The following is a 23,766-nucleotide window of genomic DNA, read 5'->3' as shown; positions in this document are numbered from 1 at the left end:
ACTCATTCATTAATTATAAATAGAGAAGCTACAAAACCAATAAAAAGTATCATTCCTAATAAAATAAATGTTTGAGCATAACCGCCTATTTTCATAAGATAAATAGAAATGATAGGTCCTATACTAGTACCTAAAAATAAAATAAAAGTATAAATAGATACTGCTATTCCCCTTGCTTTCCCTCCTAATTGACCTACAAGAGAAACTAAAGACGGAACGGATATAGCAATACCTATTACAAAACAGACACTCATCATTACAAGTAGAGATAGATATGAAACAAAGCCCATTGAACTTAGACTAAAAATAGCAATCAACAATCCTCCTTGAAGAACTTTCCTTACTTCAAACCTCTTTGTTAAACGACCTGCAAGTGGTGACAGCAACATACCAAACAGCCCTGCTAAGCGAAAATAAAGGATTTGTTCTGCAGTTAAATTGTAAGTAGGAGAGCTCAAATAATTCCCTAAAACAGTATACATATTAACAAAAGCCATTATTAAAACAGGATTTTTCACACTGACTAACTATTAGTTTTAAATAATGCGCAACTTCTTTAACGCATAAGAAATTCCGCCTTCACTCGCCTTCGTTGTAAGGAAATCAGCCCTTCTCTTCAACTCCTCTCCACCATTTCCCATCGCAACTCCTAATCCTACATACTGCAACATTTCAATATCATTTCCACCATCGCCAAAGGCAATGGCTTCTGATTTACTAATATTTAAATGTTCCAATACTTTTTGAATTGCAGTTAGCTTCGATACTTTACTATCTTCCAATACATTTATAACGTAACCATGAAAACGCTCAAACGTAAGTGCTGGATATCTTTCAATGAATTTTTGAGCTTCTGTGTCATCAGCATACAGACATATGCAATACATTTCATCTGATAAGTTTCTAACTTTGTCAGGATACTGCTCTAAATTTAAAGTTTCATTTAACGCTCGCATGACACGTTCATCTTTGGAAGCAATATTATTCATTGCAAATTCTTCTGTAAAGTAAGAAACACTGTGACCATGTAATTCAGCAAAATTTGAAATATCATGAACGATTTCGCTTGAAAGTACTGATTTATGTATAACTTCTTTCCCACATTTTATATGTGCACCATTTGCTGAAATAAACGTATTTATACCTAGTTCCTTAAATTGTGAGCATAAACTATATGGTCTTCCAGTTGTAACAACTACGTGAATTCCTTTATCTATTAATCTTTGTACCGCTTCTTTTGTACTTTCGTGCATGCTTCTATCAATCTCACTTAATAACGTACCGTCAACATCGAAAAATACAACTTTGTACATAAGTCTTTACATCCCGTCCAAATGATTCGTATCATTAATGAAATGCACCGTTTTTTGTTCACCCTCAATTTCAATTAAACTTATTCCCGTATCTCCCATTTTGAAATAGTAGTCCATTGAAATTGACATTTTGAAAAATGCACGTAATAGACTATTAATTACGCCTCCATGGGCAACAATTGCAATTCGGTCATATGTATTCTCTGTCAAGATTTTAGAAAAGATTCCTTCTATTCTCATTCGAAACTCAATAAACGATTCCCCGTTTTCAAAACGATCATGAAGAAACTTTGGCTCTGGATATTTCTTTGCTTCTTCAAATGATAAGCCTGCTTGCACTCCATTATTAAACTCCATTAATTCCTCTTCTAATTGAATTGGACAACCAATTGCTTCTGCTAATGTTTCACCCGTTTCACGAGCGCGTTTTAATGTGCTTGCCCAAATGAAATCTGGTGAAAAATCTTTTTTCACTTTCTGTACAAGTCTTTGTACTTGTTGTCTCCCTTTGTCAGTTAACTCAAAATCAGCTCGACCTTCATGCACATGTAAAATATCAGCTTCTGATTCTCCGTGGCGTATTAGTAGTATTTGCATGTTTCTCTCTCCCTTTATTTAATATTCATAAAATTCCATTATATCACATTTTAAGATTCCAAAATAAAAAAGGAACGGTCTCCCGTCCCTCATCCATTCACTTTTTCCGCATCATTCCAATAATATTTACTAAACGCTTCTGTTAACACATCAATTGTGTTATATAATTCATCTAACGTATTATCAACACCACCAACTTCAATTAACATCGCATTTTTCGATAAATCTTGGTTATAAACGCCATTTCCATCTTTTTTATACTTTGGAAAAATCCCTCTACTTAATCCGTAATAGTTTTCATCTAAATAACTATTGATCGCTCTTGCAATTTTTTCATTTTCAGCACGGCCTTCATTTTCCATCCCAATTATAAAATATAATCTTGCATACGATTTTCCGTTAATTACTTTTGTTGTTACTTTCTTACGCTGATCGTCACGGTGTATATCTATCGGAAACGCAATTTTATTATTTTGTGCTAATGCTTCTTTTACATATTCATGAGACGCTTTATATGACTGATACCATACCCACTTTTTACTCGCTAATAAATCACCCATATTCGTTTTATCATGAACTACCGGAATTCCTTGTCCTTCAAGTTGCTCTTTCATACGTTTCCCTAGTAAAGACACATTTACATCTGGGCTAGATGGATCAGTTGCCCCTGGTAATAATGGAAAGAAGGATTCCCAGCTATGTGTATGATAAATATATACTGCACTTTCACCTTTTTTCGCTCCGTTCTTTTTCTGAACCGGATTATTCTTTTCCGCTTCTGTAACTTTATCTTTTGCTATTTCCCGTTCTTTCGTTACTTCTTCAATCGGTACACTAGATTCATTTGGGATATTCGTCAAGTTTGTCCCTTCCCCAGCTACGATAATATTAGAATAATACTTTGACATACCAGGTACTTCTTTACCGACGAATGTTCTTAAATCTTTAATTTTCAAATCTGTCGCGATAGAGAACATTAAATTCCCAACTGACTCTCTTTTATTCTTCTTAAAATAATCAAATCCGTAATAGCGATTCTCACTTTCTATCATTTGAACAAAACCTTGCATCGATACTTTTCCAAACCATTGATTTGCATAATTCGATTTCATTGTATGTAAAAATGACGTCAAAATCGACGCTATCATAATTACTATTAGCGCATATAAAAGGAGTAACGAAATCAGTTTCTTCCCATGTATTCGAGTTGCATACTTTTTCACTGCATCACCTTCTTTATACATGGATATGTACAAGCTTTTCAGAATATACGCACAAAAAAAGAGAAATGGTATACCATTTCTCTTCCTCACTTTTATTGTTCTTTTCCTGTATCATTTGAAAGTAGTTTCTTCGCTTGTTTTTCTTTAAATATTTCTCCAATTGCCCCAAGAGTACCAAGTGTTTCAATTGCATTAGACGGAATAAAGACTTTATTTGCTGGTCCTTTTGCAACTTCAGCTAATGATTCAAATGATTTGTAAGCAAGTATACGCTCATCCAAATTTGCTTCACGAAGCAATTCAATACGATTTTGTTCTGCTTTTGCAATTTCTTCAATTGCTCGTGCTTCCCCTTGTGCTTCTAATTCTTTTGCTTCTTTTATACCTTCAGCTTCGCGAATACGCGCTTCTTTATCCCCTTCAGCCATCAAGATTTTACTTTGCTTTTCCCCTTCAGCGCGAAGGACTTTATCTTGTTTTGCTGCTTCAGCTTCTAAAATAATCGCACGTTTATTACGCTCAGCCTTCATTTGTTTTTCCATTGATGCTTGCACATCTTTTGGCGGGTTAATATCAACAACTTCGACACGTTCAATACGTACGCCCCATTTTTCTGTTGCTTCATCAAGCGCTAAACGGATTTCTGTTGAAATTTTTTCACGACCAGATAACGTTTCATCCAGTTCCATTTTGCCGATGATTTGACGCATCGTTGCTGAAGTAATATTACGAACACCATATTCATAGTTTGAAATACCATATGTCGCAAGTTCTGGTTCAACAATTTGATAGAAAATAATTGTATCAATCTCTACTTGAACATTATCTTTCGTAATTACCTTTTGCGGTGGTACATTCGTTTGTTGAATGCGTAAGTCATGATATACACGAACACGATCTACAATTGGTATTAAAATATTTAACCCTGGGTGCATTATACGTTGAAACTTACCAAATCTTTCAACAACCCCAACTTTTTGCTGAGGAATAATTTTAATTGTTAATGCGATAAATGTAACTACAATTAGTGCGAATATAATCGTTAACGTTAATGCTACCATATTTATTCACTCTCCTTTTTCACTTGTAATATAGTACTATGCCTCTTTATAACAACGACTTTTTCTCCAGCATCAATTGAAGAATCTGCAATAGCTGTCCAAGTATCTCCATCCACCTTCACAATACCATTCGCTTCATTTGTAATCGCTTGCATAACAATCCCTCTTTTACCAACAAGCATATCTACTGTATCAGTAAAACCTTTTGCTTCTCGAAAGTTTTTTGAAATTCTTTTCGTAAAGAATGTCAAAGTTAAACTTACAATTGCACCAACAGTAACTTGTAACAGTAGTGTATCAGGAGCAAACAAAGCAATAAGACCTCCGACAACAGCTCCAATTCCAAGCCAAAGCATGTAAAATGTAATCGACAACATTTCCGCGATAAATAAAATACCAGCTATTATAAACCAAATTACCCAAGCAGCCATATGCAACCCTCACTTTCTTTCTCATTTTCTATATGTATATGAAGAAAAGAATGGTTTATCCGCCCTTTCTTACACTTGGGCGTTTGCTACAAGCTATTGTACATATTCACCGTTACAATGATCATTAATATAATACTATATCAATATATTCTTCATTATACATGAAAATCCCTTTCAAAAAGTGACAAAAAATTAAATTCTTTAAAAATTTTAATTTTTAAATTACAATTATTACAATTACTAAATACTATTTTTTATAGAGGTGATATTCTTATTGAGAAACCTGTCACTAATCTACTATTTAGGTTCCAAAATATGCATTACTCTCGCTGACATCGTATATGTAATGATTATTACAACTCATATTTATATAGCAACTAAATCAGCTACTATTACTGCTCTTTTTCCATTATTACAAGTTATCACAAATCTAATTGCTAACATCTCTGCACCACTTATAATAAATCGTTTTCCATCTTATACGCTGTTATATACGCTCCAATGGTTGAAAACAGTCTTTTTACTATTATTAATGATTTGGTTCCCGGTCTTATCCACAAACATTATAGCTCTATTAACTTTTATTTTTGTCATTTCATTATGTAGCGGGTGGAGTGCTCCATTATTATACGGTATTCTTCCGCGCCTTACACCGAAAGAAAAATTAGTAAAAGTAAATAGTATCTTTTCCTTTTCAACACAAATTGTGCAAGCCGTTGCTTATTCATTTACGAGTATTGTCGTTCTTCTCATTGGCGCTACTTCTACAATCATGATTAATAACATTTTAATGATTTTCGGATGCATTGCATTACATTTTTCATTACGTTCCATACATACTGAAAGAATAGCAGATTCTCCCGCTTCCAAAAGTACTGTTTTATTGGAAGGTTGGAAACTCCTATTTCAAAATCCTTCTCTCCGTACCGTTACATATATGGACTTAATCGAAACTTTCGCAGGGACAATATGGATTGGCGCTATTACGATGGCATACGTTACGACTATCCTTCATAAGGGCGAAGAATGGTGGGGATATATTAATACAAGTTATTATGTTGGCACGTTAATCGGTGGTCTATTAGCATGGAAAATGAGTTCCTATATTCAAAACAATTTAATACGATCTATGTCGATTAGCTCTCTTATATTTAGCATTCTTACATTTTTATATGGTATGACAAGCAGCGGATTTATTGCGCTTTTTCTATGTGTTCTAATGGGACCATGTTATCAAATTAGAGATATTTCCCAAACGACTGTTTTACAATCAAGTGTCGCCCCTTCTTTATTATCAAAAATGTATACAGCACATGGCGCACTTCTTTCAACAGCCTCTGGACTATCTATGCTTATCATTGGCATTATTACTGATATGTTCGGTGTTCGTACAATTTATATCATCGCTTCTATTCTTATTTTATGTTCCGCTTGTTTATCTTTTAGTTTATTAAAATATCATAAGACAGAGCAGAACGATATTTCAATTTAATCACTAAAACAAAGAGGACAGGGATTCCTGTCCTCTTTGTTTATTCTATTCATGATAAGTTGGGGATTTTTCTATGCTTTGTCGCTTGTTCAAAAGCATAAGCTAATTTAATTAATATCCCTTCACTAAAGGCAGTGCTTGCAATGGTAATTCCAAAAGGCCTCCCGCTTTCCATATACCCTGCCGGTATTGCTATAGACGGATAACCCGCTTTCGCACATATAGTAGAACCTATATAGGAAGGAAACAGTATCGCATCAAGATTATATTTTTCCAATGCAAAATCAATGCCTTGTTCTTGAGAAAAATATATATCTTCTAATCTCGCATTTAAATATTCTGGATTTCGTAACGTATTAGGAAAATCTTTTCTTCCCTCTAACTTAGTTTGTCCATATTTTAAAGCTCTTTCTGCTATGTTTTTATTAAACTCCATTAACTCCGAAATAGAATGTACCGGGATAGTAGAAGGTAATTTAGAAAGATAGTTATCTAAACTATGCTTCAGCTCATAAAGCGGAACTCCCCAGCTCCATTCTCTATGAAAAGAAGGAATATCAATATTTTCTACTACTGTCGCTCCTTCATTACGTAATACTTGGATCGTTTCCTTAAACAAGATTTCATCATACTCACCATTTTCGTAATAATCTTTTGGTGCATCGTTAAACACACCAATCTTCGCTCCATTTAAACCATTTGCATCAAGGTAAGATGTATAATCCCGATATGCCCTACCGTCACTTTTGTGAGTAACTACATCTTTCTCATCCACTCCAGTTAAACTTCCTAGCAAAATAGCAGCATCGGTTACCGTTCTAGCAAATGGTCCAGCTGTATCTTGCGAATAAGTAAATGGAATAATTCCTCTACGACTAATTAAACCGACAGTCGGTTTAATACCTACTACAGAATTTTGAACAGCGGGGCTCACAATAGAAGCATCGGTTTCTGTCCCAACAGATACTACTGTAAAGTTAGCAGCAACTGCTATTGCAGATCCTGTACTAGATCCGCCAACAAACATATGATCCTTGCCCGTTCCATATGGATTGATTGTTTGACCACCTCTTGCACTATATCCAGCCCACATTTCAAAAGACATTGCATTTGCTAATTCTGTCATATTCGTTTTTCCTATTATCACTGCCCCTGCTTCTCGCAGTTTAGTAACGAGAAATGCATCTTCACTGCTTATATTTTGTTCTAGAGCTATTGTACCTGCACTTGTATGCATGAAGTCATTCGTTTCAATATTATCCTTAAGCAAAACAGGTATTCCATGCAATGGTCCCCTTACGCCGTTTGTCTTTCTTTCATAATCTAACGCTTCTGCAATAAAAATAGCATCTGGATTGATTTCTAAAATTGAATTAATTTTCGGCCCGTCTTGATCATACTTTGCGATTCTATAGAGATAATACATCACTAGCTCTTTTGAAGTTAGCTTTCCAGATTCCATTTCATTTTGAATATCTTGAATTGTTAATTCCTTTTTTAAGATTGGATTAAACTGAATTTCCATTTATATTCTCCCTTATATGAACTTTTTTAGCATATACCCCTTACTTTTTCAATTTTTCATCTCAACACATCCTAAATTAATATCCCTTTAAAGAAATTCAATATCCTTATTTAAACACCTTTAATTTCCCGAAAAATAAAAAAAGTCTGAAACGGATTAACCTTCGCTTCAGACTCTTACATTACTGTGCGTATACTTCATCTAATAAATGTAAAAACTCACCTTGTTTTCCAGCTAATTCAGGGCATTTTGCAATATCAACCCATTCGTAGCAAAATACTAATCCTTTATCTTCCTCACCAGCACTTACAATATGTTCCCAAGTATCCTTTACATCTGTTAGTAAAGTTACATGGAAAAAGTGGCGTTTTTCATACTCCTGTTTTTCTTTCATATGTATAATGTAATCTGCTAAAAAACGCTCTATGCATAAATGACGCAATCCGGATTCTTCCTGTACTTCACGCAATATAGCAGCTTCTAACGTTTCACCTTCATCAACCGTTCCCCCTGGCACTTGAATACCAGCTTCATGTATATCACGATGTTTAAAAACAAGTAATTGCATAACCCCCTCTTGTTCTCTTGTAATATATGCATGTACTTTTTTCTTATATAACATCGTCATTGTACGTCTCTCCCCTCAATTGTTCACTCTGTTACTTCTTCAAGTGTCAGTTGATTATCATACAAATATGTAGCTTGTGGATTTCCCACATACCTTACGTGCCATGGTTCATACCGATAGCCCGTAATCGTTTCTTTCGCTTTTGTGTATCGAACCACAAAACCAAATTTATGGGCATTTTCAGAAAGCCACTGACCTTCTTTCGTTTCCCCAAAAACTGTCTCTAACTGAAATTTAGCAGATTGAGACGTAATATCCATAGCTAGTCCAGTTTGATGCTCACTTGTGCCAGGAACCGCGCTAGACATTGCTGTTTTTGCTTCCCCGTCTTGTTTTTTATACATCGTATTTAATGCTTTTTGTCGATCAAAAGATCTAAATCCAGAAACTGCAAAAAGAAAAATACGCTCGTTGTCAGCCTGCTGAAACATATCCTCAAGCGCCCTCGCTGCCTCTTTTCTCATCTTTTTCTTTTCTTGATCCCCTTCACTAGAGTAGCGCACTTTCGGAATAACTAAATCTGGCGGTCTATACCCATCTGGTAAACGCCTACTTTTATTTACAAGTACAAGCATTGAATTCGGATTATTAATTACCGCAATATCCCCATCCATATTAGCAATCGTTTCTTTCGCTTTCGGAAATATGCTATTTACACTTACTTCCCGCGCCTGCTTATCCTTATACATTTTATAATTGATTCCTGCTACTCCAATAATAATTATTGCAGCTACAATACCAAGTAGTGCCCATCTTTTTTTCATATAACGACCTCTTATTTTAATAATTTGGCCATTTCATACTCATCGATGCCCTTTCCATCGATAATAAGAGCAGCTTTTTTGACACCTTCTTTCTCAAATCCAGCTTTTTTATATAGTGCCTGAGCTCTTGTATTGTGGGCCATTACTGTTAATTCTAAACGCCATACATCATGTAATTTTGCCCACTTCTCAACCTCTTTAAACAATCTCGTCCCAATACCTCGCCCGTTATACTCTTGTAAAATACCAATTACAATGGTTGCCACATGCCTCTTTCTTTGAATGTTATTTCCATTCACTAATATAAAACCTACTATCCTCTCATCTTCAACTGCTACAAATATTGTTGCATATTCATTTTCTATAAAGCGATGGATCATTTTTTCTTGTTGCTCAGCTGTAGTTTTTCTTTCTCCTGGTTCATATAACATAAACTTCGTTCCTTCATCTAATTGCTTACTTAATTGCAAAAATGATGATGCATCTTCTATTTCGATCTCCCTAATCACTTCAATCACCCTACCAGTTTCATCATAAAAAGTTTTCCTTATAAAAAGATTTTCTCTACTTTCCTGAAAATCCCTTTGTAAATCTCCTGCTATAAATTGACAAATTTCGATATTACTATAACAACGACAAATTATGTCTATTCTGTGACGTCTCATCATTACAAAGAAAAAACGCAAGCATTACACTTACGTTTTTTCAAAAATACTGTGAATTCCTCCTCATCAGGTGAGGTCTCTCACCAATTTAAATTTCACTTTATCCATTCACTTTTTCTGCCTGCCAAAAATATTCACCAAATGCTTTAGCAAGTGCATCAATTGATCGATTCAATTCTTCCTCTGTATTATCTACACCGCCAACTTCTATTAATATCGCTTGTCCTGATAGGTCTTGATTATAGATTCCATTTCCTGTCTGGAACCCTTTTTGAATGACCCCACGGCTCACTCCTGGATATTTCTTATTAATCGCCTCATGTAAAGCTGTCGCTAATTGTAAGTTTTTTTCATAGTTTTTATTTCCTTTCCCTACTACAAATGCAAGCTTTGCATATGATTTATCTCCAATTGTTTTTGTCGTTACATTCTTTCGGGCACTATCACGATGCAAATCAAAAAAGTATTGAAGATCTTTATTTCCAGCCATAGCTTGCTGCACAATTTCTCGTGACATTTTATACGAACTATTACTGTTTAAACCTTTACTTATTAACTTTTGACCAACATCACTCTTATCGTTAGTAGCTCCAATCCCTTCACCTTCTAGTTGTTCACGGAAACGATCTCCTAATATAGAAATATTCGACACAGAACTCGTTGCTTTATTCGGATTCGGGTCATTCGTTAAGTTAAGTAAAGGTAAATAAGATTCCCAGCTATGTGTATGATAAATAAACGCAACTTGTCTCTTCCCAGTCGTTTGGGACGGCTGTTTTTTCTCTTTATTCGTATCTTGTTTAGGTGCTTGTCCAGTTCCACTAGTCCGTTCCTTCACTACTTCTTCAAGAGGAACACTCGACTCTATCGGTAAGTTAGAATAATTTGTACCCTCACCCGCAATAACAATTTCTGTATCGTACTTACCAAATCCCGGGAGCTCTTTCCCGACAAAACTGCGTACATCATTAAAGCGAATATTTGTAGCCATAGAAAAGAGAAAAGAAGAAATTGAAAAATCTTGATTCAAATTTCGATACTCCTGTGTAAAATAATGATTCTCTTTTCCAAGTACATACATGTAACCATTCATCGATAACTCATTTAACCAATTATATAAATACGTTGACTTTGTCTCTTTCATAGAGGTTACCATCAGACTAATAAGAAAAAAAGTCGCTAGCACTGTAGTAATAACAAATAAAACTAACTTACGCATATTTGTAAACTTCATAAAAAAAAAGCCCCGATTCATACTATCACCTCTCTATTTCAAGTTATGTACAAGCCCTAGAGAATAGACCGTTAAAATTTCGGCTATATTGTTAATGAGGTGAAATGAATTGAAGCTATTAATAGGAATATTACCAATCGCTCTATCATTCATTTTTTATTTGTCCGCTAAGCAACCAAAAATCTCTATTGTGCTACATATTTCTGCGTACTTGGCACTATATGTACTTGGTACAATTATTTCCATTAATATATACGATGTTTTAATACAAGATTTAGTTTTCATGACGAGCATTCATGGAATTTTACTGAATCCATTTTTCCTTATTGCAGGAGCGTATATAGGAACATACACTTTGTACCTACTTTTGTCTCACATTATTATGAAAATAAAAAATGGAGCGTAATGAAATGCAACCACCATTTATCTGTCATACATGCAAAAAAAGAATTGTGAGAAAGAAAGACCTTATTACAGCCACATGGTACTTCCGCTTTTATTTATTTCACAGTGATTGTTTTAAACGACAGCAAGTGTTTATCTCACGATTTCTCCCTGTGAATACACTTTTCAATTTCTTTCTTATTATATATGGACTTATTTTTGGCAGTATTCTTATGATTACAGAACCATCTATTATTTGGCTGACTTTCTTTTTTCCTATTTTTTATCGGTTTCTTTCTTATTATTATGTTGAACGTTTTTTCTCTACATAACGCGCAGACTGACCTCTCGGAATACTTAAACATTCCCACTCATTTTCTTTTAACATCTTCCCAATGTAAATAATCTGACCAATATGCAATGCATAATGAGAAATTTGCCTTTCAATTGCTTGCATGACAGTATGTGCTTCACCGCGAATGTATACCGTCTTCAATAAGTGTTCCGGCGTTAAAGTATTCATCGTATTAAAAACATATTTCCATCCTTCTTGCCAAGCTATAAGGGTTTCTTCTTTTGAATGATAGCATCCTTCAAATTCACCATCTCGATTACGATCTGTTTTTTCACCATCAGACGTTAAAAAATCCGTCCATCTAGAACGCATATTACCGTGCAGATGCTTAATAATAATCGCTATACTATTTGTTTCTTCATGAGAAAACCATTGTATTTGTTCATATGATAATTGAGAAAGTGCCCGTTCCCCTTGTTTCTTTGTTGCTTTAAAGTTCGAAATCGCACATTGCAAATATTCTCGTCCGATATCCATATTAGCCCCTACCTTCACCCTAGCTAATTTTTGTTCCATTTGGCAATTCCATATTAGGCTGAAGTAACACAACATCATCAGCTTCAGGAACACCACCAAGCACAAGCACTTCTGATTTGAATCCAGCTACACGCTTTGGTGGAAAGTTTACAACAGCAACGATTTGTTGACCGATTAAATCTTCTGGAATATACCTTTTCGTAATTTGAGCACTTGACTGCTTTATCCCGATTTCTCCAAAATCTATTGCTAGTTTAATCGCTGGTACTCTCGCTTCTTTAAATTCCTCTGCATGTATTACAGTTCCAATTCTCAAATCCAAATTTAAAAAATCTTCAAAATTAGCCATTTATCATTCCCCCCAATTATTACTTAGACAAAATACAAAAATCCCCTTCAAAAAAAGAAAGGTGCCTAAGCACCTTTCTTTTGTAATTCACTTGATTCATTTGATTTATAGAAGAAGAAACCGAGAATCCCGCCAATACATGATGGAATTAACCATCCGATTCCTTCGTTATATAACGGTAACATTTGTAGTACATTAGAAATCGCGTCAATTTTAATTTTCGCACTTTCTAAACCGTTAAAGAAACTAATTAACAATGCACCTAAAATAGCTCCAATATAAATTGTATTACGCTTCCCAATCCACTTATGGAAATACGAAAGTACGATTAATACAATTGCAACTGGATAAATGATCATTAACACAGGTAATGTTACTGCGATTAATTGTGTTAAACCTAGGTTAGATACAATTAAACTAAATACACATACCATTGTTACAATCGTTTTATGCGAAAGTTTTGGGAATAAGTTTGTAAAGAAACCTGCACACGCAGATGTTAACCCAACAGAAGTTGTTAAACAAGCGAGTATAATAACAAGCCCTAATAAAATTTTACCACTCGTCCCATATAGCTCATTTACAACATTCGTTAAAATAAGGCCACCGTTTTCTGAGATACCAAGTGATGTACTTGTTGAACCAAGATAAGCAAGTGATAAATAAATTAACGTTAAACCAAGTACAGCAATAATACCTGATACTACTGTTATTTTTGCAATTTGACTACTCTCTTTTATCCCTTTAGAGCGGATAACTTGTACAACGACAATTCCGAATACAAGCGCGCTAATTGCATCCATCGTTAAATATCCTTGAATAAATCCACCAAAGAAAGCATTTTCTTTGTAAGCAGCTAACGGCGCAGCTGGCTCTCCAATTGGATCAATAATTGCCTTTCCGACAATAACAGCGACAATTAATACTAATAATGGTGTAAGAAACTTTCCGAACCAATCCACTAATTTAGATGGATTTAATGATAAATACCACGTTATTCCGAAGAAAACTATCGTGAAAAGAAATAGCATGTACCACTCTGAAACCATTGCCTCTGATAAAAACGGCTTCATACCCATTTCAAACGAAACAGCTCCAGTACGAGGAATCGCGAAAAATGGTCCAATTGCTAAATAACTAATCAATGGGAAAATAAACGCAAATATAGGGTGGACTCTAGAAGATAGCGCTTTCAAGTCCCCCTCTACAAACGCGACAGCTGTTACAGCTAGTAGGGGTAATCCGACTCCCGTTACAAGGAATCCTATTGTAGCAATCCAAACATTCTCTCCTGCTTGTTGACCTAAAACTGGCGGAAAAATTAAATTTCCTGCTCCTAAAAATAATGCAAATAGCATTAAACCAATTGCTACCGTATCACCTGGCCTTAAACGTCCCTTCATGCTCTTCATTTGCATAGCACTTTTTCATTGTTTATCTCTATATTTTACAATATGCTATGCATCCTCCTCTCTGCTCAAGATGATAAAATATGCCCCTTACAAAGCAGTGTCTTTCTCCATAATTTCTCCATTCCCCTTATTTTTACTCTAATCATTAATACAATTATTATTTTGAATTTTGATTTTTTTGAATTTTCAAATCATTAGAGTGTTATTACGTGGAGTGTAGATGTCAGACCTCTTTGTTTTTATCACACATATAGTAACATATTTAGTTGCAAAATAAAAACATATTTTCAAATTGATTTTTTTGAAAATCGAAATTATCTACATTTTTTATTCTCTTACACAAATATTGTTACAATCTCACCTATTATTCAATTGTTATTTTCAAATAACTTTATACACGTAACATACAAAAGCCATCTAATAATATAATTAGATGGCTTTTGTATGTTACTCTATCGTTTCAACTTCACGTGGATTTTTCATCTCTTCCACATACACAACTCTAAATCCGTGATCTTCTAAATCTTTCAATAATGTCTCTAATTCACCGTCGTTAAACTCTTCTCCTAATGTAAACATAATTCTACGAACTAATAAGGCATCATTATCAAAAGTCATCAAACTTTGAATACCAGTGTATTTCTTTAAAACTGTCGATAATTTTTGGATTGCTCCATTATAGTCTTGCGTTCCAATCATGACAGAGTATTTACTAGAGTGAACGCCCCATGCATCCTCTAATAACTCAAAAACTTTTTTATGCGTTAAAATTCCAAGGAAAACCCCTTTTTCATCAACTACTGATAAATAAGGCAATTTTTTTATTGTAAAAAATACTTTAAAGAAAGATGAATCTTCTCTCACAAATCCTTCTTTATCGTTTAATAATTGTATTACACTCTCATCAAGTGATCCTTTATATTCTAAAATATCTACTTTATATATATTCCCTAAAAATTTCTCTTTTTTTTCATCTAAAACTGGTACACAACGATACCCCGTTTTATTTAAATGCTCTAACGCTTCCCCAATCGTAATCGAACTTGAGCACAGTAAAACTTCCCTTTTCGGCACGTAATTCCCTTTAATCCTCATAAAAAGCCTCCTTATGTTAAAATACTTTCTGTGCCATAACTATATTATATTTTCAGAAAAAAATAAATAATTTATTTTATTTTTCTGAAAATTATTCATTTTCTTGTCATAATTTATTCATGAATCCTTCACTTGTATATTTTTGCTATCAAATCTTCTCTCTGAATTACTAAATGAAAAATATATTGTAACTTCTTTCAAAAAAAGCTAAAATAAGAATAAGAATTTTCTGAATATTCTAAGAGTAGGTGGTTATATGTCCTTATTACGCTCACATATATGTAAATTTATAATTGGTGTTATTTTTATTTTTGCCATAAGTCCTATTCCAGCTCTTTTTATTACACACAATTACTCTTATCAAAATGGATTTATTAGCATTTTTCAAAACTTCGCACAGCTTTCTTCTATATCAATTCCAAAGGTTGATTGGATGCATGAATCTATCTTTTTCTCAGCAAACCAAATGATACATACTTCTAATCATTCAACACCATTATTCCCTTACATATGGGAAATATATTTTATATCGATTGTTCGTTTTACTTTTACCCTTGCGATCGGATTTTTCATAAGTTTGGGTATCGGCCATTTATTTTTCAAAGTACCTAACTCGTTTAAAAAGTTTACTACTGTATTGAAATGGATACCTTACTCTTTTTGCACTGTAGTATTACAATGTTCAGTCTTATTACTACTTCTATACATCGCACAATTTATAAACCTTCCTTACTACTCATCATTTATCATCGTATGTAGTACTTCCATGATTATCGTTATGCAAGCAGTAAAAAAATGGATTCCTTTCTTAAAAAACACAAATGAATATGAAATAAAACATGATTCTTTTCTTGTAGACACATTGTTTTTAGCGCTTACTTCAAATCATAAATCAATTTTAGGTTCCATTATTCTTTCATTCGTTTTTATGGAATGCGTTTTTCATGCAAATGGACTGTTACAATTTATCGTTCAATTTGGCGGAAATTCACCTATAATTGTTACAATCGGCTTATTACTACTCTATATCCCATATAGCATACTTTCTTTCCTTCAAACACTATGGACCACAAACTACTCCAAGCAACAGTCATACACTTTAACGAGAAGTGTTCCAAAACCTTAATTTAAAATAACCCTCTATAATCTAAAAGTAGGGGGTTATTCCTTTTGTATAGCGGACAAAATAACAGCAAATTCAAAAACTATTACAGAAACATACCAATATTTACCCTTTTCCTTTGACTATTCTTTTCATTTGGATTTATTATAAAAGTATAACATAATTGCAGGAGGTGACATCTTTATTCCAGACCTTGGAATGGAGAACACGCTTGGACATATTAAATATTTTTCTCATCTTTGTACTTATTCTTATTTCTGGCTTTTTCGTTGCATCAGAATTCGCTGTTGTAAAAGTACGAAAAAGTCGAATTGACCAACTTGCAAATGAAGGTAATAAACAAGCTTTAGCTGCAAGAAGCGTCCTATCTAATTTAGATGTTTATTTATCAGCTTGTCAGCTCGGAATTACAATCACTTCTTTAGGGCTTGGTTGGCTTGGTGAACCGACTGTGGAACATATACTACGACCGCTCTTTGAAAAAATTAATATTACTGGAACAATGGCTAACACTTTATCTTTTGTTATTGCTTTTAGTGTTATTACATTTTTCCACGTTGTATTAGGTGAATTAGTTCCAAAGTCTTTCGCAATTCAAAAAGCAGAAGCAATCACACTCAAATTTGCAAGACCGCTTATTTTATTTGATAAAATTATGTATCCATTCATTTGGCTACTCAATAGTACAGCTATATTTTTCACAAAACTACTCGGATTAGAACCTGCGAAGGAAAGTGAACTTGCTCATTCTGAAGAGGAATTGCGACTCATTTTAGGTGAAAGTTTTAAAAGCGGTGAAATAAACCAAACCGAATATAAATATGTAAATAACATTTTTGAATTTGATGATCGAGTTGCGAAAGAAATTATGGTTCCTCGTACCGAAATGATTTGCTTGTCTACTGAAAATACGTTAGAAGAAAATATGGATATCGTCGCTACTGAAAAATATACACGCTATCCAATCATTGAAAAAGATAAAGATGATATCATTGGGATAATCAATACGAAAGAAGTATTCCATGATCAAACGAAAGGTATTTATAAACCACTTGAATCTTATATACATCCTGTTCTAACTGTATTTGAAACAGTTCCAATTCGTAAAACGTTAGTCCACCTTCAAAAAAATCGCGTTCAGATGGCAATCGTTATGGATGAATATGGTGGTACTGCCGGACTTTTAACGATGGAAGATATTCTTGAAGAAATCATTGGAGAAATTCAAGATGAATTCGATGCTGATGAATCACCTATGATTGAAAAGCGTACACCTAAGCTTACTGTTTTAGATGGAAAGGTGCTTATTTCTGAAGTAAATGATATGTTTGGCCTACATATTGATGATAGTGATTTAGATACAATCGGAGGATGGCTTCTCTCTCAAGCAGTTGACTTAAATATTGAAGCTGGCTATTCCATTGAATACGCTGGTTTTCAATTTAAAGTATTAGAACTTGATGGACATCAAGTCAAAAAAGTTGCTGTACATAAACTAGATATTAAAAAGGAGCTATAAAGTGACTGTTTTATTAACAATTTGTATCATTGCCTGTTTCGTTGTTTCATTTCTCGCCTTTATTTATCCAATTATCCCTGGCATACTAGCTGTCTGGGCTGGATATTTGATTTACCATTTCGGTATAAATGGAGGCGAATTAACAACTTCTTTTTGGATTATTCAAGTCATTTTCACTCTTTTCATTTTCGTTGCTGATTTTATTGCAAATGGATATTTCTTAAAAAAATACGGTAGTTCTAAATGGGGTGAACGTGTCGGAATGATTTCTATCATTGTCGGCTCGTTCTTCTTCCCACCATTCGGACTTATTATCATACCGTTCTTATCAGTATTTATAACAGAACTAGTACATAAAAAATCGCCAAAAGATGCTTTTCTAGTTGGAGTCGCTACTGTAGTTGGTTTTTTAAGCAGTACAGTAGCGAAAGCAATTCTCCAAATCATTATGATTATCATCTTCTTGTGTTATATCATCTTTTAACCATCCCGACTTCGGGATGGTTTTTTAATATGCAATACCTACTCGACTATTTTCATATATATTTTTCTTACATAGATCCCATGCAAAGTGTGCTGTATCACCCACTGTAATTTTTGATCCACCCTCTGGCAATATATCTTTTTCAGTTCGATATACCTCTGTCGCCTCACCATCTATTAAATGTGTCGGACAAACAACTGTCCAACATAAATTATTACTATTACTTAGTACCTTATATGCAGCCAAATGATCTTCCGCTGCCGTTGTCGTTTTCCTTTTTGATTCCGTTGATTGAAAACGATATAAATTTAGATCTGTTCTTGCTTGTAAAATACCAGCTGTTCCTATTGTTATGATCCTACGAACCCCATCTTCTTCCATTTTCTTTATAATTTGTGGCATACTCTTCGCTAATGTTCCATTTTGATCCGTTCCAAGTGCACTAATTACTATATCACTTCCTTCTATCGCTTTCTTTATATCATTTTCGTTCAATACATTCCCTTCTATCACTCTTAACCTTTCATGTTGTATTTCTATTCTATTTAAATCACGCGCTAATGCAGTCACTTCAGCTGAATCCTTTAATGCTAAATTAATTATGTTTGAACCTACTCGTCCTGTTGCTCCCAATATACATACTTTCATTTGTTTTCCCCCTCTTTCATTCTCTTTCTATTTTTCAATAATCTCAGTCAATTTACAACAAAAAAACTTCCTCATATATAAGAGGAAGCTTTATTATTACTTTATTTCTTTTCTTTAGAATCAGTAGACTTCTCGGTTCCGCTTGTTTCTTTATCCTTTTTGTCCTCTTGTTGTGTTGTTGTATCGTCTTCTTTCTTCTTGTCCTCACCTTTACTACAACCTACCATTAATAAAGAACTTGCAAGTGCCATAGCAGTTAATGATTTAACCCATTTGTTCATTTGCGTTTCCTCCTTGTGATAGAATATGTACAACCTCATATTACTCTCTATTTTTAAAGGAGAGATTGAAAAACAGTAAATATACGGTAAATTTTTGTAAATTTTCCGATAACAAAACCTAATTTTAATTTATATATTTCATTTCCAATCGATACACAATAAAACTAGTTTTTTCTCTCAATAGACGTAAAAAAAACTAAGGCGCATACCATTTCGCCTTAGTTTCTCATGCAAACTTTTCATTTTCATATAGATGTGTAATCTTATATTCCTTCTTCATAACATATTGCCACACACTATAAGCGTAACGGTTCATTTTCAGGAAACAATTTTCCAAAAATGAGCGAAACTCTGGGTTAGCAACTTCCACTGCAACTTGAGCAAACTTTAAAGCTAATCGTTTCAAATGCGCAATATAACTGGTTGCAATATGAATATCCCCTGTATATTTACTAACTGTTTCCTTTCCCATTTCATGCAAATCAAACTCCATTGTTTCACAGGTTATATGCTGCACATTCTCTCCTTCTTGAAAATTTACTTGTTCATTATATGCTTGTAACATATATGGTAAATGGTGCTGTAATAGATTTTTTAATTCTTCGTCTCTGACCTTTCCAGCATACTCTCCAACCTTGTATATTAGCATATAACTATATTTCATTAATTCTTTCATACAGTCCATTAAAGCGCCTCCCTTCTCTTTTGTCCATATACTATAAATATGATGCTAAAACATTCGCTATTCTCGCTAAAAACCAATCCCATCTACTAATTTTCTCAAAATCTTCTTCAGAAAATCGTTTTGATTTATGAAAGTCTACCTGTAATCGACTCCATACTTCATCAACAACTGTTTTATCATATATGATACAGTTAGACTCACAATTTAAATAAAAACTTCTATTATCAAAATTCGCTGTCCCAATATCAACAATTTCTCCATCAATAATTGTTACTTTCCCATGAAAAAATCCATTTCGATATTGATAAATCTCCGCTCCAGCATGTAACATATCTTTCAAATATGGATAGGCAGCTTGTTTTAACAATATGGCATCACTTTTAAATGGCACGAGAATTTTCACATTAACACCACGATTTAATGCAGCTTTTAACTCTTTCACCATTTCTTTACTTGGTACAAAATATGGTGTAGCGATAATTAAAGACTTTTTAGCCTTTTTTAAAAGTGCCCCATATTTTTCCCATAAGCCTTTTCCATTTGAAAATAAATATTGATATTTCACATTCCCTAATGTAGGTATACTTTCATGTATAGGCATTTTTTCTCCTGTATCTTCTTTCCAATCTTCGGCGAACTTTCTTTCCATATCCGCTGCACCCTCACCATGGATGCGCACGTGATAATCACGCCATGGCCCAAACTTTGGATTTTGTCCAAGGTACTCCTTTCCGATATTAAAACCACCGACGTATGATACCTTTCCATCTATCGTAACAATACGTCTATGATTCCGTTGATGCAAAGAATAGAACACATTTTTCAGTTTCGGTTTTTTACTAAATGTAAACTTCACACCGTTTTCCTTTAATCGGCTAATTACCTTTTTCTTCAGCTTATATCCACCTATCCGATCGACTGACAATTTCACTTCTACTCCGCTAGATGCTTTTTTCTCTAATAACTGTAAAAACTCTTGGCTTATTTCATCTTTTCCTACAATATAAAAATGGATATATATATACTTTTCTGCATCGTTTATATCCTCAAATAATTTTCTATATAACTCTTCACCGTTCGTATATAATTGAAATTCACCTAATCGAACTTGTCCTAATTCATATTCACTAGCCATTTCCTTCCCCATTTCCACATCGATGTTCATCCAAATGAATACACCTATTAAACAAAGGATTATAGCGAAAAAGTGCTTCATGGATAAATTCCTTTCTCCACTTACTGTTATTTCTATATCTTCCCTTTTTTATTACATTATCATTCAAGAAAATATGTCATTGCATGATATATGTCCATATCAAACAATAGCTCATTTGCATATTGTATGTTGTATCTTAAAATAAAAGGAGGAAATAACAATGGGCTTCGCACATGGTAATGGATTTGCGCTATTAGTCGTATTATTTATCCTCTTAATCATCGTCGGTGCTGCTTGCTTCTGCTAAGTAGCTACTGTCATATGATATGTGGATGAAAAAACTATAAAAGCGGACACCTATTTTTAGGTGTCCGCTTTTCATTTTAAAACCATTTCCGACTGCTATAGTAACTTAAATGGCTAAATATTCATCTCAAAAGGTTAACAATGTGGCTACTTTCTTACTCTCTGCCTTACGTATATGACGCTGTTCTGCACGTAACACAGCAATACGATGTAATTCTTTCTCTTCTTCTGTTTCAGGGATAACACGCGGTACTGGAACTGGATTATTTTCCTTACTAAGTGCCACAAAAGTAACGAATGACGTTGCCGCTATACGCTTCTCACCTGAAATTAAATCTTCAGCTACTACCTTCACAAACACTTCCATCGAAGTTCTTCCCGTCCAAATTACGAAAGATTCATAACTAACACAATCTGAAGAACGAACAGGATGTAAGAAATCGACCCAGTCCATAGATGCTGTGACACATTCCTTTCTCGAATGTCTGGATGCTGAAATAGAAGCAACCATATCCATCTCCGCTAATATCTTCCCACCAAATAGCGTATTATGATCATTTAAATCTGTTGGGAATACTCGGCTCGTTTTGAACACCCTTGACTCATTGGCTGTTTTCCCCTTTACTTCTGTCATTGTTATCACCCCTTTAATGATTTATCCCTAATATTTCAATAATCACTATACTAAATGAACTACACGTTTAATATTAACAACATTCAGAACTTTTAGTCCACAAAAAAGAACCGATTTTATCAATCGGCTCCTCTAAATACATATTGTTCTTTCGGCTGTTCAACTTTATTCCATTTTGTTACTTCTAATACAGGAATATTCGCATGAAACGGCTGATAAAACTCAGTAGTTATCTCTCCTTCTACTTGAATCCAGTCATCATTATTCCACTCTACGCCTTCTGGCTTTTTCACTAACATACCATACACACCAGAATCTGCTACGCAATGTATAATACCGAAACGGAATAAGAAGTATTGTTCTTTTTTAGAAGAATCATCCCTAAAAACAAACCCTTTAAAAGATAATTTTTTCCCAGTAAACTCGCCAGGATAATTATAAATTGTTTCCATACCCTTTAGGAAGTCTTCATCTTTCAAATTAATATTGTCTTTCGTAACAAACTCTTTCTTCCCTTTTTCCATTACACCACGGTATCCTTCTTTCCCGTAATAAATGCTCGTATCAGGTCTTAGAAATTGTCTTGTCATAAATGGATCCTTACTTTCTGCTTGTGCAACAGGAAAGTGAAATCCTTTCGCTTTAACAATATCCGAATCTAACGTCGCAATTGGGAAAAATAACCCTGAGATAATTGGAAAACAAAACAAGGAGTACGAAAATGCTTTTTTCCACCATGTATTCTCATCTTTTGAATGATCATGCCCGCAATGGCTATGGTCACAACTGCAATCATTTTTCTCTTTTTCCTTTTGGTGCTCTTTTTGGAAAACGACGATAATTTGTATAATCGTTAAGAAACCTAAAATAATTGCTGCTGTTGTTGATAAATAGGCATACTTCATATTGATATACTTCGTAATGTTACCGGAAATATGAAGCTGCGCAATTAATATTGTAAAACCTAATAATATATATGCTCGAAACATAACCTACCACCCCATCGCATAAATGAGTAGTGAGCTTGCATAAACAACAAGAGTAACTGTAACTATAACAACAATTACAAATTTAGTTTTAAATGTCGCAAGCATCATAAACATATTTTTAATATCCACCATCGGTCCGTAAACGAGGAACGCGACAAGTGAAGCTGTTGAAAACGTACTTTGGAACGAAGAAGCGATAAATGCATCTGCCTCTGAACAAAGTGATAATATATAAGCAAGTCCCATCATAACAGCTGATGAAGAAAACGGACCTTGTCCAATAGCAAGAAGTGTTGAAGTTTGTACAAACGTTTGTACCGCTGCTGCAATTAACGCACCTAGTACTAAATATTTTCCCATTGAGAAGAATTCCTCAACAGCGTGTGTACATACATCCCACATTTTTTTACGCAGTGGACGCTTATTATTCACTTCTGGGAAGTGATCATCTCTTAATTGATGTTCTTTAAACATAAAGGATAATATAATTCCAACGATAATGGCTACGATAATCGCTACAATAGAACGATACCATACCATGTGCATACTACTCCCAAAGGCAACATAAGTAGCAAATAATACAACTGGATTAATAATAGGTCCAGTTAACATAAATGCAATCCCTGCGTATGGTGGAACGCCTTTTCCAATTAATCGTCTTACAATCGGAACAATTCCACATTCACAACCTGGAAACAACATACCTAAAAAAGTAGCTAATAAAACAGACAGAAATCGGTTCTTCGGCATCCATTTTGCCACCATATCTTCTGTCACGAACATTTGAATGAATCCTGAAATAAATACACCAATGAGCACGAAAGGAAGTGCTTCGATCAATATGGAGATAAAAATTGTATTCATTTGCAGGAATGCTTTCGGTAATTGAAACAATTCCATGATGTATTTCCTCCAACTTTTCATTAACAATATGTA

28 protein-coding genes and 1 pseudogene are annotated in these 23,766 nt (G+C 34.1%); 7 read left to right on the top strand and 22 right to left on the bottom strand.

The genetic code is table 11. From position 1 onward, the window contains the following. Positions 1–2 precede the first annotated feature (2 nt). From DN399_RS09915 to DN399_RS09890, 6 genes and pseudogenes are all read right to left on the bottom strand, one after another. A pseudogene (locus DN399_RS09915) lies at positions 3–506 on the bottom strand (MFS transporter); the annotation flags it as partial. 30 nt (positions 507–536) lie between these two features. Next, a complete protein-coding gene (locus DN399_RS09910) occupies positions 537–1,313 on the bottom strand; it encodes a Cof-type HAD-IIB family hydrolase (protein ID WP_000278974.1) in 777 nt (258 codons plus the stop codon). A 6-nt stretch (positions 1,314–1,319) separates the two neighbouring features. After that, positions 1,320–1,910: a histidine phosphatase family protein gene (locus tag DN399_RS09905; protein WP_086388644.1), complete on the bottom strand. Its 591-nt coding sequence runs from the start codon at positions 1,908–1,910 to the stop codon at positions 1,320–1,322. An 89-nt stretch (positions 1,911–1,999) separates the two neighbouring features. Continuing rightward, entirely contained in the window at positions 2,000–3,205 is a 1,206-nt protein-coding gene (spoIIP, locus tag DN399_RS09900) for a stage II sporulation protein P (RefSeq protein WP_306426789.1), read from the bottom strand. A gap of 20 nt (positions 3,206–3,225) precedes the next feature. Then, on the bottom strand, positions 3,226–4,194 hold the full coding sequence (locus tag DN399_RS09895; protein ID WP_000226251.1) for an SPFH domain-containing protein: 969 nt from the start codon (positions 4,192–4,194) through the stop codon (positions 3,226–3,228). Between the two features lie 2 nt (positions 4,195–4,196). Next, the gene (locus tag DN399_RS09890) at positions 4,197–4,625 is read right to left on the bottom strand and encodes an NfeD family protein (protein WP_113304844.1); all 429 of its coding nucleotides are present in this window, start codon (positions 4,623–4,625) and stop codon (positions 4,197–4,199) included. Between the two features lie 274 nt (positions 4,626–4,899). Here DN399_RS09890 and DN399_RS09885 point away from each other — a divergent pair, with 274 nt between their 5' ends. Beyond that, positions 4,900–6,117, top strand: coding sequence for an MFS transporter (locus tag DN399_RS09885; protein ID WP_113304843.1), 1,218 nt, complete (start codon positions 4,900–4,902; stop codon positions 6,115–6,117). A gap of 49 nt (positions 6,118–6,166) precedes the next feature. On the opposite strand, the gene DN399_RS09880 is transcribed toward DN399_RS09885, so the two are convergent. The 5 genes from DN399_RS09880 to spoIIP (DN399_RS09860) form a co-directional block, all read right to left on the bottom strand. Then, positions 6,167–7,642 carry an amidase family protein gene (locus DN399_RS09880; protein ID WP_149149523.1) on the bottom strand — a complete coding sequence of 492 codons (1,476 nt, stop codon included), beginning with the start codon at positions 7,640–7,642 and terminating at the stop codon, positions 6,167–6,169. 181 nt (positions 7,643–7,823) lie between these two features. Then, positions 7,824–8,270, bottom strand: coding sequence for an NUDIX hydrolase (locus tag DN399_RS09875; RefSeq protein ID WP_000178293.1), 447 nt, complete (start codon positions 8,268–8,270; stop codon positions 7,824–7,826). 23 nt (positions 8,271–8,293) lie between these two features. Continuing rightward, a complete protein-coding gene (locus DN399_RS09870; protein WP_000747647.1) occupies positions 8,294–9,034 on the bottom strand; it encodes a M15 family metallopeptidase in 741 nt (246 codons plus the stop codon). Between the two features lie 11 nt (positions 9,035–9,045). Beyond that, positions 9,046–9,543, bottom strand: a complete 498-nt coding sequence (locus DN399_RS09865; protein ID WP_149149522.1) for a GNAT family N-acetyltransferase — start codon at positions 9,541–9,543, stop codon at positions 9,046–9,048. A 256-nt stretch (positions 9,544–9,799) separates the two neighbouring features. Then, on the bottom strand, positions 9,800–10,954 hold the full coding sequence (gene spoIIP / locus DN399_RS09860) for a stage II sporulation protein P (RefSeq protein ID WP_001079278.1): 1,155 nt from the start codon (positions 10,952–10,954) through the stop codon (positions 9,800–9,802). A gap of 88 nt (positions 10,955–11,042) precedes the next feature. On the opposite strand from spoIIP (DN399_RS09860), the gene DN399_RS09855 reads away from it, so the two are divergent. Further along, positions 11,043–11,339 carry a hypothetical protein gene (locus DN399_RS09855; RefSeq protein ID WP_000770738.1) on the top strand — a complete coding sequence of 99 codons (297 nt, stop codon included), beginning with the start codon at positions 11,043–11,045 and terminating at the stop codon, positions 11,337–11,339. 4 nt (positions 11,340–11,343) lie between these two features. Continuing rightward, the gene (locus DN399_RS09850; protein WP_002164560.1) at positions 11,344–11,649 is read left to right on the top strand and encodes a hypothetical protein; all 306 of its coding nucleotides are present in this window, start codon (positions 11,344–11,346) and stop codon (positions 11,647–11,649) included. On the opposite strand, the gene DN399_RS09845 is transcribed toward DN399_RS09850, so the two are convergent. The 4 genes from DN399_RS09845 to cbpA all read right to left on the bottom strand — a co-directional run bounded on the left by DN399_RS09845 (position 11,622) and on the right by cbpA (position 15,005). Next, positions 11,622–12,188: a DUF1572 domain-containing protein gene (locus DN399_RS09845; protein WP_048535521.1), complete on the bottom strand. Its 567-nt coding sequence runs from the start codon at positions 12,186–12,188 to the stop codon at positions 11,622–11,624. The genes DN399_RS09850 and DN399_RS09845 overlap by 28 nt on opposite strands. Next, positions 12,169–12,498: a chaperone CsaA gene (gene csaA / locus DN399_RS09840; protein ID WP_001263013.1), complete on the bottom strand. Its 330-nt coding sequence runs from the start codon at positions 12,496–12,498 to the stop codon at positions 12,169–12,171. Before csaA ends, DN399_RS09845 begins: the two co-directional genes overlap by 20 nt. Positions 12,499–12,563: 65 nt before the next feature. Beyond that, positions 12,564–13,901, bottom strand: a complete 1,338-nt coding sequence (gene brnQ4, locus DN399_RS09835; RefSeq protein WP_011110049.1) for a branched-chain amino acid transport system II carrier protein BrnQ4 — start codon at positions 13,899–13,901, stop codon at positions 12,564–12,566. A 456-nt stretch (positions 13,902–14,357) separates the two neighbouring features. After that, entirely contained in the window at positions 14,358–15,005 is a 648-nt protein-coding gene (gene cbpA / locus DN399_RS09830; protein WP_001220526.1) for a cyclic di-AMP binding protein CbpA, read from the bottom strand. Between the two features lie 256 nt (positions 15,006–15,261). On the opposite strand from cbpA, the gene DN399_RS09825 reads away from it, so the two are divergent. The 3 genes from DN399_RS09825 to DN399_RS09815 all read left to right on the top strand — a co-directional run bounded on the left by DN399_RS09825 (position 15,262) and on the right by DN399_RS09815 (position 18,131). Then, positions 15,262–16,131 (top strand): hypothetical protein, encoded by an 870-nt coding sequence (locus DN399_RS09825; RefSeq protein WP_000055265.1) that lies wholly within the window; start codon positions 15,262–15,264, stop codon positions 16,129–16,131. Between the two features lie 208 nt (positions 16,132–16,339). After that, positions 16,340–17,647, top strand: coding sequence for a hemolysin family protein (locus DN399_RS09820; RefSeq protein ID WP_144608265.1), 1,308 nt, complete (start codon positions 16,340–16,342; stop codon positions 17,645–17,647). Between the two features lies 1 nt (position 17,648). Continuing rightward, on the top strand, positions 17,649–18,131 hold the full coding sequence (locus tag DN399_RS09815; protein ID WP_000217339.1) for a DUF456 domain-containing protein: 483 nt from the start codon (positions 17,649–17,651) through the stop codon (positions 18,129–18,131). 24 nt (positions 18,132–18,155) lie between these two features. Here DN399_RS09815 and DN399_RS09810 read toward each other — a convergent pair whose 3' ends face one another. The 4 genes from DN399_RS09810 to cls all read right to left on the bottom strand — a co-directional run bounded on the left by DN399_RS09810 (position 18,156) and on the right by cls (position 20,961). Further along, entirely contained in the window at positions 18,156–18,779 is a 624-nt protein-coding gene (locus tag DN399_RS09810) for an NAD(P)-dependent oxidoreductase (RefSeq protein WP_000861645.1), read from the bottom strand. Positions 18,780–18,880: 101 nt separating this feature from the next. After that, on the bottom strand, positions 18,881–19,060 hold the full coding sequence (locus tag DN399_RS09805) for a hypothetical protein (RefSeq protein ID WP_001045960.1): 180 nt from the start codon (positions 19,058–19,060) through the stop codon (positions 18,881–18,883). A 226-nt stretch (positions 19,061–19,286) separates the two neighbouring features. Beyond that, complete coding sequence (locus DN399_RS09800) at positions 19,287–19,745, bottom strand: spore coat protein (RefSeq protein WP_000340527.1); 459 nt, start codon at positions 19,743–19,745, stop codon at positions 19,287–19,289. Positions 19,746–19,776: 31 nt separating this feature from the next. Next, positions 19,777–20,961 carry a cardiolipin synthase gene (gene cls, locus DN399_RS09795; protein ID WP_002023919.1) on the bottom strand — a complete coding sequence of 395 codons (1,185 nt, stop codon included), beginning with the start codon at positions 20,959–20,961 and terminating at the stop codon, positions 19,777–19,779. Between the two features lie 160 nt (positions 20,962–21,121). Between cls and DN399_RS09790 the strand changes: the two genes are divergently transcribed. Beyond that, a complete protein-coding gene (locus DN399_RS09790) occupies positions 21,122–21,208 on the top strand; it encodes a YjcZ family sporulation protein (protein ID WP_000505094.1) in 87 nt (28 codons plus the stop codon). A 126-nt stretch (positions 21,209–21,334) separates the two neighbouring features. On the opposite strand, the gene DN399_RS09785 is transcribed toward DN399_RS09790, so the two are convergent. The 3 genes from DN399_RS09785 to DN399_RS09775 form a co-directional block, all read right to left on the bottom strand. Next, positions 21,335–21,841 (bottom strand): acyl-CoA thioesterase, encoded by a 507-nt coding sequence (locus tag DN399_RS09785; protein WP_000141164.1) that lies wholly within the window; start codon positions 21,839–21,841, stop codon positions 21,335–21,337. 119 nt (positions 21,842–21,960) lie between these two features. Further along, positions 21,961–22,830, bottom strand: coding sequence for a TIGR03943 family putative permease subunit (locus DN399_RS09780; protein WP_000488043.1), 870 nt, complete (start codon positions 22,828–22,830; stop codon positions 21,961–21,963). 3 nt (positions 22,831–22,833) lie between these two features. After that, entirely contained in the window at positions 22,834–23,730 is an 897-nt protein-coding gene (locus DN399_RS09775; RefSeq protein WP_000418716.1) for a permease, read from the bottom strand. Positions 23,731–23,766 lie beyond the last annotated feature (36 nt).

It is taken from the genome of Bacillus sp. AR4-2, assembly GCF_008274865.1.
GTDB classification, from domain to species: Bacteria; Bacillota; Bacilli; order Bacillales; family Bacillaceae_G; genus Bacillus_A; species Bacillus_A cereus.
Note: the sequence above shows the minus strand (reverse complement) of the source record. Positions and strands in the feature narration are given on the sequence as shown.

What these genes read in the sequence shown, in the direction of transcription:
- DN399_RS09910 (WP_000278974.1), bottom strand. Translation starts at nt 1,313, where the DNA reads ATGTACAAAGTTGTATTTTTCGATGTTGACGGTACGTTATTAAGTGAG.
- DN399_RS09905 (WP_086388644.1), bottom strand. Translation starts at nt 1,910, where the DNA reads ATGCAAATACTACTAATACGCCACGGAGAATCAGAAGCTGATATTTTA.
- DN399_RS09895 (WP_000226251.1), bottom strand. Translation starts at nt 4,194, where the DNA reads ATGGTAGCATTAACGTTAACGATTATATTCGCACTAATTGTAGTTACA.
- DN399_RS09890 (WP_113304844.1), bottom strand. Translation starts at nt 4,625, where the DNA reads ATGGCTGCTTGGGTAATTTGGTTTATAATAGCTGGTATTTTATTTATC.
- DN399_RS09880 (WP_149149523.1), bottom strand. Translation starts at nt 7,642, where the DNA reads ATGGAAATTCAGTTTAATCCAATCTTAAAAAAGGAATTAACAATTCAA.
- DN399_RS09875 (WP_000178293.1), bottom strand. Translation starts at nt 8,270, where the DNA reads ATGACGATGTTATATAAGAAAAAAGTACATGCATATATTACAAGAGAA.
- DN399_RS09870 (WP_000747647.1), bottom strand. Translation starts at nt 9,034, where the DNA reads ATGAAAAAAAGATGGGCACTACTTGGTATTGTAGCTGCAATAATTATT.
- spoIIP (WP_001079278.1), bottom strand. Translation starts at nt 10,954, where the DNA reads ATGAATCGGGGCTTTTTTTTTATGAAGTTTACAAATATGCGTAAGTTA.
- DN399_RS09850 (WP_002164560.1), top strand. Translation starts at nt 11,344, where the DNA reads ATGCAACCACCATTTATCTGTCATACATGCAAAAAAAGAATTGTGAGA.
- DN399_RS09845 (WP_048535521.1), bottom strand. Translation starts at nt 12,188, where the DNA reads ATGGAACAAAAATTAGCTAGGGTGAAGGTAGGGGCTAATATGGATATC.
- csaA (WP_001263013.1), bottom strand. Translation starts at nt 12,498, where the DNA reads ATGGCTAATTTTGAAGATTTTTTAAATTTGGATTTGAGAATTGGAACT.
- brnQ4 (WP_011110049.1), bottom strand. Translation starts at nt 13,901, where the DNA reads ATGAAGGGACGTTTAAGGCCAGGTGATACGGTAGCAATTGGTTTAATG.
- cbpA (WP_001220526.1), bottom strand. Translation starts at nt 15,005, where the DNA reads ATGAGGATTAAAGGGAATTACGTGCCGAAAAGGGAAGTTTTACTGTGC.
- DN399_RS09825 (WP_000055265.1), top strand. Translation starts at nt 15,262, where the DNA reads ATGTCCTTATTACGCTCACATATATGTAAATTTATAATTGGTGTTATT.
- DN399_RS09810 (WP_000861645.1), bottom strand. Translation starts at nt 18,779, where the DNA reads ATGAAAGTATGTATATTGGGAGCAACAGGACGAGTAGGTTCAAACATA.
- DN399_RS09805 (WP_001045960.1), bottom strand. Translation starts at nt 19,060, where the DNA reads ATGAACAAATGGGTTAAATCATTAACTGCTATGGCACTTGCAAGTTCT.
- DN399_RS09800 (WP_000340527.1), bottom strand. Translation starts at nt 19,745, where the DNA reads ATGGACTGTATGAAAGAATTAATGAAATATAGTTATATGCTAATATAC.
- cls (WP_002023919.1), bottom strand. Translation starts at nt 20,961, where the DNA reads ATGAAGCACTTTTTCGCTATAATCCTTTGTTTAATAGGTGTATTCATT.
- DN399_RS09790 (WP_000505094.1), top strand. Translation starts at nt 21,122, where the DNA reads ATGGGCTTCGCACATGGTAATGGATTTGCGCTATTAGTCGTATTATTT.
- DN399_RS09785 (WP_000141164.1), bottom strand. Translation starts at nt 21,841, where the DNA reads ATGACAGAAGTAAAGGGGAAAACAGCCAATGAGTCAAGGGTGTTCAAA.
- DN399_RS09780 (WP_000488043.1), bottom strand. Translation starts at nt 22,830, where the DNA reads ATGTTTCGAGCATATATATTATTAGGTTTTACAATATTAATTGCGCAG.
- DN399_RS09775 (WP_000418716.1), bottom strand. Translation starts at nt 23,730, where the DNA reads ATGGAATTGTTTCAATTACCGAAAGCATTCCTGCAAATGAATACAATT.